General features: G+C 33.9%; 11 protein-coding genes, 1 other RNA gene and 1 pseudogene. 2 read left to right on the top strand and 11 right to left on the bottom strand.

Going from position 1 to position 10,760, the window contains the following annotated elements:
• Window positions 1-524: 524 nt before the first annotated feature.
• The 11 genes and pseudogenes from JR312_RS04515 to JR312_RS04465 form a co-directional block, all read right to left on the bottom strand.
• Window positions 525-953: a ClpXP protease specificity-enhancing factor SspB gene (locus JR312_RS04515; RefSeq protein ID WP_264330410.1), complete on the bottom strand. Its 429-nt coding sequence runs from the start codon at window positions 951-953 to the stop codon at window positions 525-527.
• Window positions 954-969: 16 nt separating this feature from the next.
• Window positions 970-1,307, bottom strand: a transfer-messenger RNA (tmRNA) gene (gene ssrA, locus JR312_RS04510).
• Between the two features lie 479 nt (window positions 1,308-1,786).
• Window positions 1,787-2,227, bottom strand: a complete 441-nt coding sequence (locus JR312_RS04505; RefSeq protein WP_416647831.1) for an ankyrin repeat domain-containing protein — start codon at window positions 2,225-2,227, stop codon at window positions 1,787-1,789.
• A gap of 148 nt (window positions 2,228-2,375) precedes the next feature.
• Window positions 2,376-3,398, bottom strand: coding sequence for an Obg family GTPase CgtA (cgtA, locus tag JR312_RS04500; RefSeq protein ID WP_416647830.1), 1,023 nt, complete (start codon window positions 3,396-3,398; stop codon window positions 2,376-2,378).
• Window positions 3,386-4,660 carry a phosphopyruvate hydratase gene (gene eno, locus JR312_RS04495; protein WP_416647829.1) on the bottom strand — a complete coding sequence of 425 codons (1,275 nt, stop codon included), beginning with the start codon at window positions 4,658-4,660 and terminating at the stop codon, window positions 3,386-3,388. The genes cgtA and eno overlap by 13 nt, the downstream gene beginning before the upstream one ends.
• Before the next feature lie 98 nt (window positions 4,661-4,758).
• Window positions 4,759-4,875 (bottom strand): annotated as a pseudogene (locus JR312_RS04490) (WPE palindromic element domain-containing protein); the annotation flags it as partial.
• Between the two features lie 120 nt (window positions 4,876-4,995).
• Complete coding sequence (locus tag JR312_RS04485) at window positions 4,996-5,994, bottom strand: glutamate ligase domain-containing protein (RefSeq protein ID WP_416647828.1); 999 nt, start codon at window positions 5,992-5,994, stop codon at window positions 4,996-4,998.
• Between the two features lie 9 nt (window positions 5,995-6,003).
• On the bottom strand, window positions 6,004-6,615 hold the full coding sequence (locus JR312_RS04480) for an SURF1 family protein (RefSeq protein ID WP_264330416.1): 612 nt from the start codon (window positions 6,613-6,615) through the stop codon (window positions 6,004-6,006).
• Between the two features lies 1 nt (window position 6,616).
• On the bottom strand, window positions 6,617-7,093 hold the full coding sequence (gene bfr, locus JR312_RS04475; RefSeq protein WP_416647827.1) for a bacterioferritin: 477 nt from the start codon (window positions 7,091-7,093) through the stop codon (window positions 6,617-6,619).
• Between the two features lie 53 nt (window positions 7,094-7,146).
• On the bottom strand, window positions 7,147-7,620 hold the full coding sequence (locus JR312_RS04470; RefSeq protein ID WP_264330418.1) for an RDD family protein: 474 nt from the start codon (window positions 7,618-7,620) through the stop codon (window positions 7,147-7,149).
• On the bottom strand, window positions 7,620-8,261 hold the full coding sequence (locus tag JR312_RS04465; RefSeq protein ID WP_416647826.1) for an HAD family hydrolase: 642 nt from the start codon (window positions 8,259-8,261) through the stop codon (window positions 7,620-7,622). Before JR312_RS04465 ends, JR312_RS04470 begins: the two co-directional genes overlap by 1 nt.
• Before the next feature lie 143 nt (window positions 8,262-8,404).
• Here JR312_RS04465 and JR312_RS04460 point away from each other — a divergent pair, with 143 nt between their 5' ends.
• Together JR312_RS04460 and JR312_RS04455 are read left to right on the top strand one after the other, a co-directional pair.
• Window positions 8,405-9,382 (top strand): hypothetical protein, encoded by a 978-nt coding sequence (locus tag JR312_RS04460; RefSeq protein WP_416647825.1) that lies wholly within the window; start codon window positions 8,405-8,407, stop codon window positions 9,380-9,382.
• A 296-nt stretch (window positions 9,383-9,678) separates the two neighbouring features.
• Window positions 9,679-10,599, top strand: coding sequence for a hypothetical protein (locus tag JR312_RS04455; protein ID WP_264330421.1), 921 nt, complete (start codon window positions 9,679-9,681; stop codon window positions 10,597-10,599).
• Window positions 10,600-10,760: the final 161 nt, after the last annotated feature.

The following is a 10,760-nucleotide window of genomic DNA, read 5'->3' as shown; positions in this document are numbered from 1 at the left end:
GATGACAGGATATTTGTTTCTAATTCTTTATAATCTACCAAACCAGTAGTTCTATTTGCTTGACTCATATCAAACCTCCATCTTTTATATCAATTTATTACTTTTTTTTCGGTTTGACACACTTTTTTGAACGTTCCCATTATACCCTTTGATTCCACGTGGATAAAAAACTTATTGATAAATTAACGGAGAGATGTGTACTGTATGAATAGCTTTTTGATCATGTTTATTACATGCAGGATAAGTGTTCAGGTACGTATGAAACCAGCGCTTCTTTTCTTGTCACCTCTTGTTACCTAAATAGCCTCTGTTCAAGTAGCCCCTTTGTTGTCATCCCAGTGCCCAGACACTGGGATCCAGATTGGCACTAAGTTGGTAAACATGAAAGCGCTTTACAACGTTTTTTATGTGAAAGCTAATGTCAGATACTCAAATGATACCATTTGTTATAAACTCACTTTTACTCTATGGTCTTGTCGATATCCTGAACAGATACAATATTTTTTATTTATAAAATGAAGTAACTACTTATCGTAAAGTTGATCTATAGATATAATACTACCGTTTGATGATTTTTCAGCACATTTTTCACTTTCGTATTCTTTGTCAGAATCAAAGCTAAATACTAAAGTATCTCCTGAAATTTTATCATGAAACTCACTAATAGCAAAAAACGGTACAGTGACTTGTTCTTGTTTTCCACGAAAGCTCAAACTGACGCTAAACTTATCTTCAAGAACTTTTAGACCATAAAATTGATGCTGTAATATAATAAGCATTTGAGTAGGATATGATTCTTTCAAGTAATCTGGTATGACAACACCATTAAATCTCGTAAAAAACAGTATCTCTAAGTGAGGAGTAAAAACATTATCTAATATAGTATTCAAAGCCTTTTTTATAACTTGAAATTTAGCATAACTAAGCGACTTCTGATAAGCTGTTTTATCCATATAACCCTTACATGTTTGGGGGAACTTCTGTTACCCGGCGTTCCCTAAACCGTGCTTATAGCAATGAAATTATAGTGCCTAAATTAAGCAGCTACTTTAACATTGTCTTCAGCAGCAAAGTTATCGTTTGCATCTAAATTGTGAACTCTTAGCGGTGGTATCTAACCGAGCAAAGCTACCATCTTTACTATGCATGTCGATCCTTACTCGCCCCCGTATCAATCAAAAAATATGGTGGAGGCGCCGAGTACTGCCCTCGGGTCCAATACACCTATTACAAGGTAATTTTATTGCCATAGTGTATAAAAAATACACATGTTTATTATACAGTAGTATTGAATAAATGTCAAGTTGTTAAACGTAAAATCGGTTGTAAGCTAAAAAACTAATATAAAAATTACTTCGCCTATTTATCTAATCTTAGTATAATCAAAGTAGAGGTATTTTTAGAGCTCAAAATCCATCTTCGTCTACAGACTTTTTTATCAAATAATCAAACTCAGTAAAGAATGTAGCATATCTTCTTCAGCGCAAATGGGTGCACACATATGCTTAATCTCTGTCGTATGTGCGTTACATTTTTTCTGTTCTTTATTAATAAATATGGGAGATTTTATGCCTAATTCTTAACAAAAATTGCTCAAATGCTTGTGTAACTATTGAATTTCTGAGTTCAAGAAAGCAAGAGACAGTGTAAAAAGTGAAATAAGCCGAAAAAAAGACGAGTTATGGAACAGAAAATGCAGACAATTGTGGAAAATTGCCTGCGTAACTAGACTATTTTTCTTCTCAAGAATTAAATCAATTCAGTGCACTTTCTAACTTTCTACTTGTTAGAAAAAAAACGGACATGAAGGAAGAGTTTCGTATTGTGAATCAATCTCTACTTCTTGCTCTGATGACATCTTTGATGTCAGTCCTTCATCAGATAAAAGAATTTTTCCTGTAAGAATTTCTATTACTTCTTCCCTTCCACTAGAAATAGCATAATCTAAAGGAGTCTTTCCTTCATTATCTCGTACATTAACATTCGCTTCTTTCTCTATAAGAAGCTCTACTACTTTTGCACAGCCACTTCCAGATGCTAAACATAGTAAGTTACTTCCATCAAATGAATTGGCATTTATATCAAATCCATTTTCTTCCCATGCATTGTACATATTAACATGCTGCTGCAGCTCACTTTTTAATTTTTCAATTATGTTAGATGCGCTTATTTTGTCATCATTATCAATCCTATATAGTATTTTTTGTAATATCGACGTGTTACTCATAATGTTCTCCGATTTTTAAGAATAAATACTAATTATAGCATTAAAGCAAGATATGAGGACGAAAACATTCTATGTAATGACTACTATGCTATAGGTATTAATATAATTTTAAACTGCAATTATTAAATTAGCCATCTGTATACTGAATCTATGTCTTAAAAGGATCATACACATCAATTTTTTTAGGGTCGCTTTTTTTCATTTTCTCACTCAATAACCTCAGAATGGGCTGTAAATCATCGTCGATTGATAAACACAGTACTTCTCTATCAAGATAATTGGCTAAATGATTCTTCTTCTCAAGAATTTCTGCTTCCTCCAATAAGTCGCATTTGTTTAACACAACAGTTCCTTCCTTCTTAATAAGGTCGCTATTGTAAAGCTTCAGTTCATTATGTGTACAATTATAAGCTGAGATAACGTCATCGCGCGTTACATCAATTAAATGCAGTAAAATTTTGCACCTTTCTATGTGCTTTAAAAATTTGTGTCCGAGCCCAACTCCAAGATGAGCATCATCGACTATTCCAGGAATATCTGCTATCACAATTTCGCTATAATCCACTTTTGCTACACCTAAATGTGGCCTTATAGTAGTAAATGCATAATCACCTACTTTCGTATCAGAATTTGAGCAGCGGGTTAAAAATTTAGATTTACCTGCATTTGGCATACCAATAATGCCAACATCAGATAAAACTTTTAGCTTCAATATTATATTTCTTTCTTCGCCGGGCTGACCATGAGTAAAATGTCTTGGTGCCCTATTAGTAGCAGATTTAAAGTTAGTATTTCCAAGCCCACCTTTTCCACCTTTCACTACTTGAAATTCCATGTCAGGTTTATCAAGATCTACTATTATTTCCTCACTTTCTTCATCGATTATTTGTGTACCAACTGGAACTTTAAGTATAATATCTTTTCCTGCTGTGCCAGATTTATCTCTACTCGTACCACTTTTTCCACTACTCGCTTTAATATGTCTTCGACAACGAAAATTAAGCAAAGTGTTGAGATTTGCATCACTGATGAAAATTATGTCTCCTCCCCTGCCCCCATTACCACCGTTTGGGCCACCAAATTCAACGAATTTTTCTCGACGAAAACTAGCGCAGCCATCGCCACCATCACCTGCTTTTAAATATAATTTAACTTCGTCTATGAAATCCATGCTAACCCGCGATAATATTTAGCATTTTCTCCTAGTGAACTTTCTATTCTCATCAATTCATTATACTTTGCAAGCCTATCAGAACGCGACAGCGAGCCAGTCTTTATTTGCCCACAATTCGATGCAACCGCTATGTGGGATATCGTTGTATCTTCTGTTTCACCTGAGCGGTGAGAAATAATAGCCCTGTAACCATTTAATTTTGCCATTTCAATAGCAGCAAAAGTTTCCGTAAGTGTTCCTATCTGGTTTGGCTTGATTAGTACAGCATTTGCCATTTTCTCCTCTATTCCTTTACTTATTAGTTCACAATTTGTAACAAATAAATCATCTCCAACCAATTGAACTTTATTCCCAAGTTTTACAGTAAGTAATTTCCAACCTTCATAGTCGTCTTCATTCATTGCATCTTCTATAGAAATTATTGGATATTTGCCTACAAGGTCAAAATAATACTGAACCAATTCCTCTGAAGTGAGTTCTCTGTTTTCAAATTTATAAACTCCATCTTCATAAAAAGTAGATGCAGCAACATCAAGACCCAGTGCAAAGTGATTTTTCATCGAATAACCGGCAGATTCAACAGCCTGAATTATCAAATTAAGAGCTTCTTCAGTGCTTCCAATATTTGGTGCAAAACCACCTTCATCTCCTACGTTTGTGCTATAACCTTTTTTCTTAAGAATGCTGCGCAAGTTATGAAATACCTCTGCAGATATTCTGATTGCTTCACTGAAAGTTTCAGCACCAACGGGAAGAATCATAAATTCTTGAAAATCTAGTTTATTATCCGCATGTACTCCACCATTAATTACGTTAATAAGTGGAACTGGCATCTGCTCTTCCCCTACTCCCAAATACTTATATAACGGCATTTTAAAGCTGTTTGCTGCTGCTTTTGCAACAGCAAGAGACACACCCAAAGTTGCATTTGCTCCAAGTTTAGATTTATTTTTTGTTCCATCTAGTTCAATTAAAATTTTATCAATTGCACTCTGGTTTGCTGCATCCATGCCAATGATTTTATTTGCTATCACTTCACTCACAGATTGAACAGCTTTCAGCACTCCTTTACCACAATACCTTTTTTCATCTTGATCTCTCAGCTCCAATGCTTCTAGTTTACCGGTCGAAGCCCCAGAAGGGACAGCGGCTCTGCCTGTTGCTCCATCACATAGTTCTATTTCTACCTCAATTGTTGGGTAACCCCTGCTATCTAAAATTTCTCTTGCAAATACACTGCTAATTGTCTTTTTCATCATGCTAAACCTCTACTAGATTCACAATTGTGTGCACGTTCGGGAAATGTCACCCCAGCGCTGTAACATTCCAGTGTACGAACATTGCAACCTACAGATAAACAGATAATTTGAGTAGCAGATGGTGTCATTCCAGTGCTTGACACTGGAATCCAGTTTTTATTATACAGCCACTTATTTAAAGTTAAGTTTTCTGGATCCCAGTGTCTGGGCACTGGGATGACACCATTCTTAATGGAAGCTATCCCCATATCGCAATTTCTGTACAGTTGTTTGCCTAGACACTGGGATCCAGTTTTACTACACAATTTTATCATATAAATCACCAATGCTTAAGTTTATTTTACTAGCAGCAGCTTTGCAGCTTCTCTTGCTAGTTTAGCTATATTACTACCAGCACCAATAAATAATACTACATCTCCTGAACTTGTCGAATTACTAATAAAATGTGAAATGAGTAAAGCATCATTCATAATCTTCACATCATTAAACCCATTACTGATCAAGGCTTTTTGTATATCATCAATTCCACAGCCAGGAATAGGCTTATCTTCTTGAGGGTGGACAGGAGTGAGAATTACATAATCAAACATCATGAAAATTCGTACGAACTCATCAAAAAAATTACGAATACGAGCAAAACGAAGCGGCTCAATAATTCCTGTTACCTTTCCTTTAGTGGTCAAACGTGCTGCTGACAGGGTTGCCTGTATTTCATTTGGGTGGTGAGCATAATCCTCAATTAACTTAACACCTTTAATATCGGCAATTAATGAAAATCTCCTTGCTACTCCTTTAAATTCCAAAAGACCTTTTTTAATCTCTTCATCACTAATTCCAAGTTTCACTGCAACTGATATTGCAGCCAGGGCGTTGCTAACTTTATGCATTCCTATTGCATTTGATAGCACTACATTCTTTATAATTCTGGTACAAGGTTGAATATCTTCTTTTTGTCTTTCGAGAGCGAGTTCTTTTAATCGAAAGACTATATGTATATTATCGTCATCAATTTCAATACGCTGAACTAACTTTTTAATTATATTAAATTTAGTCTCCCAATCTACCTCTGATAAATCACACTTTTCCTTCGTTATATGCTCTCTTACCATCTTCGCTTCTTTCCATATTACCTCTTCTAGTATATCCGCGCGTATTGGTCTGCTATTACATTCATCAAAACGGTTTCCAGGACAACGATAGTAACTTCTTCCTCCCTTAGCATTACTCATTCCATAATAAATGGATTTACAATACTGACATACAATTAATTCTTGTAATAAGTATTTACTTCCTCTTTGTTGCATTTTTTCTATTTGTAGCTCTTCTTTTTCCATGCTACCTCCCTACAACTTATATCTATTTTGCCTACAGTAAAATACGCACATAATGAGACAAATAAAGGAAAGTGCAAACCAAGTAATTGCATACTCCAAATGCTTAATTGGCTGTATAGTCAATTTTCCACCAAAATTGTCTTGCCACAATATACATTTTTCTAGCTTAATACCTAGATCATTGGAGATTTCTTCTGTACTTAAGGTAAACCACGTATTTGAAGCAATATCATTTTTGATAAACCAATTTTTGCTACCATCACAATATAAAACTCCACTCAAAGCTACTTTTTCAATTTTTGCTTTTTCTTCTTTTTTTTCTCTGACTATCCCTTTATTTATTAACATGTAATGTCCATTGATAAGCAACATAGGAGACAGCACATGATAGCCACGTTGACCTGCGAAAACATATAGTTCTATATCACTTAAAATCCCGTCGATTTTAACGTTTCTGTAGTTAAACTTTGAAAGATTATCACTAGGCAGTAGATGAATAACTGGAAGATCCATATTTTTGATAATATTATTCTTCCAGCTCAATCTAAATAACTGCCATAACCCGAGTGAAAAAAGAAGTAAAAAAGGTATAATGAAAATAAATACTGTTTTTCTTAACACTCTATATTTGTGTTCTCAAGTAATTTTCAATACCCATAAGCTCAATAAGGTCAATCTGTCCTTTGATCCAATGTAAGTGCTCTTCCTCATTTTTCAGTAGTTCTTCTAATAACATTACACTCACGAAATCCTTTTCTTTTTCAACAACGGAAATTGCCTCTTTGATGCCCTTGATACCTTCTTCTTCTAAGTTAGAATTATCTTCTAAGATTTTCTGCATTGTATCTTTTGTGAACTTTCCTTCATACTTTGAGATTTTATTTGTATCTTGAAAATTTGGCATGCCCTTAAGCAGTAAAATTCTTTCTGCCAGCCTATTTGCATGCTCAAGTTCTTCATTAAGCTCCTTTCTCATCTTTTCTGCAAGTTTATTGATTCCGCTATTTTTAAGAATCGCAGAATGCAAAAGATACTGACGTACGGAAGTTAATTCATGAGTCAATAATTTATTCAAATGTTCTACTATTTCTTTATTCATAACCTTTCTTTAGCTAATATACCAATGTAATCTACACAACAATCAAGGCAACATCAATTCATTTTTCTCACAACAATCGTATCAAATAGCACATCATGAAATGCCTGTTTCCTCTGAGAGAAGCAAGCAACTAAATACCAACTGAAGGTAAGCATCACTATAATCACTTCTAGTGTACTTAAAGCATTTACTGATGTTTTAAAAAGTTTGATAAAGGTGATAATTGAATTATTTAGCATAGGAAGAAAAAACTGAGAGATAGTGCGATCAAATGCTAAGCTCAAACCTATTTTAGAACTATCTAAAGTGATAGTATATATATTCATTAACTGTTGACCAGGAGTTGCTTGAGCTGTTGAAGATATAAAATATGTAAAGTAACCACAATTTATACACATGTATGACAGGTGTAAAATTAATGGAAAATCCCCTAATAACAACACAATTAGTAAGGTTGGAATTAATAAAATTGCTACATCTATTAAATATGCGCAAAAGCGCCTGTGTACACTAGCGATCTCTGTCATTACCACCTATCTTTCAAATACTTTACTATGAATTCTGTAAGTTTATTAAAATGTTGAAAATATAACAAATCTTCATAACCGCTTATTGATTGGCCGTATATAATAGGTAAGCAATTGGCATTTTGTGCACATAGAATGTCTGTGATGCTATCACCAACAAAAAACACATTTTCTCTATTTATAGGTAACGTACTCTCCTCCAGTGCAAATAGCAGTGGAGTTGCAGATGGCTTATCTTCTGCAGTATCACATGAGCCAACTATTCTTTCAAAGTAAGAATCTAGTTTAAAATAGGCAACTTCTTGACGTAAATTAGTATTTTTCTTATTGCTCACTATTGCTAGGTAAATATTGTGGCTTTTGAGTGTCTGCAGCATTTTCTCTACTCCTTCGTTCAGAGTAATATTTTGTAACAGTGCATTATCTAGGTATTTTTGATATATCTGATTCGCTTTTTTCCACTGATCACCAAACAAATTGACCATGTAGCTCTTTCTTGATTCATGAGAATTTCTATCAGCAACTTTGTTGCTGCACCCCATTGAACTCAAGGTATGCTGAATGGCATTAGAAATATTATCTTGAGTGTCAACTAAGGTATTATCCCAATCGAATGCTACTGCTAACGGGCTATTTTTCATTTTTATATTGTTACGTATTTTAAGTTAATAAGTAAATGATATTTTGATGAAAAAAGCATAAATGAGGTGCTCCTTGTGTCTTAACCATTTTTACATAATTAACTAATATACTGATTTTAGTATAAGCTTTTATTTAGTTAGGTATGACACAGCTTAAAGATACACAAGATATTGAGAAGAAATTCAAGGATGTCTTTGCTGGTGCTTTTCCAGAAGGTACGTCGCTGGCAGATAAAGTGAAGATTATCAATGATTTCCGCCAGGAACTTAAAGCTTACAAAAGGCAAGTAACCAAAGAAAATCCCGGGAAAAGGTTAAAAGATATTTCTGCAGCAGATAATTCTTCACTGGGAGATAAAATCAAGACTATTGCAAAATTAAATCGTAGTCTTAGAGATCGAATGAACCGTGCAGCTAAAAAAGTAGCTAAAGATTTTGAAAAGATTGCTGGATTTAAACAGAAATTCGAAGGAAAAGACGTTTTTACAAGTAAAAAAGTTGCAGAGTTTGAAAGTAATAAAAAATCTCAAACTACATTAGAAGGCAAAATTTCTGATCAAAATAAACAAGAAAAGACCTCTGTGCAAACAGACAAAATTCGTGACTCAGTTAGCAAAATAGGTACTCCTGGAAGAGCTGTTTCAGAAAATAAAAACTTTGAACAAGAAAAGATTTCTGTTCAAACAGATACAGTAACTAAGTTACAACCTTCAGTAAGCAAAGATCCTATAAAAGATAAACCTAGCGACAAAAAGCCTGAAATTTCGTTAAAACAAGTCTCAGTGGATAGGAATGCTACAGAAAAAAAATCTAATAATAAAAAATCTCAGTTAAGTGAAAAGAAAAATATAGCTCAATTGAAAGAAAATCAAAAAGAAGAAGGCTTTTTGGTACGTTTTCTGAAGAAAATATTCAAAGAACTTTTTGGTAAAGATAAAAAGAGTGTAGAGGATATAAAAGGAACTACTCAAAAAAGTACGCCAAATGATGAAGGGCAACAACAAAATGAGCTCCTTTCAAATCAAGACCAAAGCGCAAGTGAAGGTTTAAAGCAAATTGATAATTCATTGGTAACTCCTGTCACGAAAGTAGAAAAAACAAATACAGACCATAAAAGATAATTCGCCTTAGATTTCTTGCATAGTCTGGGGTCCAATTTGTCATCCTATGGCTTGACCATAGCTAAAAATCTAGATTCCAGCGTCACGCGCTAACTTAAATTGTTCATAAAATTTGTTTCGGCAAACCTAATTTGGGTTAACTATAGAAAGCAAAACAGACACAAATCAGGAAAATAAAAAAAATTATAGATTTTCTATTTTTATTAGAAAAATAATTAATTTTTAAATATTTTATATTGATTTTATCATCAAAGTTCATATAATATTAATACATTAACTTTGATGGTGGTAAAGAAATGCATGGTAGTATAAGCGACGAAGTGGTGAAAAATTTAGACAAGTTAGCTCACTCTCACCAAACAAATAAACTTAGAAAGGCATTTAATAACCTTAGCACTAACCATAAAAATGAATATATAGAGCATGTTAAAGCAAAGCCTCAAGGCTCTAAAGCTATGTCCGGCATACTAAATGCACTAGACAAGGAAGAAGCACCTTCTATCTTTAATCAGTTACCTCAAGAGTTTGCTTTCAATACACTCGATTGTATTAATCCCACATCGACTTTATTTAAAATTCTATTTAATCAACTGAATCCCCAACAAAAAGAAGATTATAAAGTAAATTTAGAGACAAAATCAACTGTCAAAGCTAAGCTTGTCCTAAAGAATTTTTACTTAAGCAATAAAGAGAGTTCAAGCAACTTAAGTACTGAAAACTCCAATGAACCGTTAGTACAAAACAGAGATGATTTGCCAGCAGCACATTTCTCTCTTATATCTCCTGCGTTCGAGGAAACAGTTGTTGAACATACATTTGATACTAGACTAGAACTTTCTTCTGACAAAGAGAATCAATCATGTAGCCAAACAGTAATTCCATTTCTGGGTTTTGCTGAATTCGATAATCAATTCTGCAATACTGTAACAGAAAATTCGACAGTTAGTAGTAGTTTAACGTCGAATGAGCATATATCAGATAGCCTAGAAGGTGAGCAATTATCCCCAGAGTATTATAACTATTTGATAAATGGAGTAACTAGTCTGCAATCCTCAAATGTGAATCCATTGCCAGAGTTCAGTTTCTCTCTAAGCTCTGTTACGCTAGATGAGATGGTTAAGAGATATGGCTTTAATCACAATGACCACGCTCTAAGTGATTTAGAAGAGGTATATGTAGAGCAACCAGCAAAGTTCCATACATATTACCACAATTAACTAGGGACAAAAAAAGGTGGTAGTTTGGGAACGTTCAAAAAAGTGTGTCAAACCGAAAAAAAAGTAATAAATTGATATAAAAAATGGAGGTTTGATATGAGTCAAGCAAATAGAACTACTGGTTTGGTAGATTATAAAGAATTAGAAACAAATATCCTGTC

The organism is Wolbachia endosymbiont of Nasonia giraulti (genome assembly GCF_048054155.1).
Taxonomy (GTDB): domain Bacteria; phylum Pseudomonadota; class Alphaproteobacteria; order Rickettsiales; family Anaplasmataceae; genus Wolbachia; species Wolbachia pipientis_C.
The sequence above is the reverse complement of the archived record's forward strand: the minus strand, read 5'-3'. Positions and strand labels throughout refer to the sequence as shown.